Source organism: Vibrio sp. 1580 (genome assembly GCF_033340055.1).
In genome coordinates this window covers 1-743 of the sequence record NZ_JAWOVT010000244.1, presented here as the reverse complement: position 1 = coordinate 743, position 743 = coordinate 1, and the positions used below count along the sequence as shown (strand labels likewise).

1 protein-coding gene is annotated in these 743 nt (G+C 49.4%); it reads right to left on the bottom strand.

Annotation, left to right across the window (positions count from 1 at the left end; genetic code table 11):
- The coding region (locus R7093_RS25300; protein ID WP_318147031.1) for an L-serine ammonia-lyase at positions 1–743 on the bottom strand (743 nt) is incomplete at both ends.

Below are 743 nucleotides of genomic sequence, written 5' to 3'. Positions count from 1 at the left end.
TACTGCGCCCATCGCATTGCGTTCAATACAAGGCACTTGAACCAGTCCTCCTATTGGGTCGCAGGTCATACCGAGAGAGTGTTCCATTGCAATTTCAGCCGCGATACAAATTTGCTCGTTGCTGCCTCCTCGCAAGGCGGTTAGGCCAGCCGCTGCCATAGAAGAGGAAACTCCCACCTCACCTTGACAGCCCACTTCCGCCCCAGAAATGGACGCGTTGGTTTTGTATAAAATACCAATCGCTCCAGCAACGGCGAGAAAGTCTTTTAATTGCTTAAGGTCCAGCTCTTTGATGAATCGATGGTAGTACATCAATACTGCTGGGATAACACCTGCGGCACCGTTAGTTGGTGATGTGACGACTTGCCCGCCTGCCGCGTTCTCTTCGCTGACCGCAAAGGCAAACAAGTTAATCCAGTCCATGATCTCCATTGGATCATTTTCAACTGCTGCATTCGCTTCTAGTTTTTTCAACAGATTCGGAGCTCGGCGAGTGACGTTCAAGCCCCCTTCAAGGATCCCTTCAGTATCGAAACCACGCTGCATACACAGTGACATCACTTTCCAAATTTGTTCAGCTCTTTGGTCAATTTCTTCTTGCTCTCGAAATGCCAGCTCATTTTGCAGGATCATGCCACCAAGGCTGAGGCCATTTTTCTCTGCTTTTTCTAACATTTCGTCTGCGGATGAAAAAGGGAAAGGTACTTCTGCGCTGGCTTGTTGGCCGCCATGTTCGAGCTCTG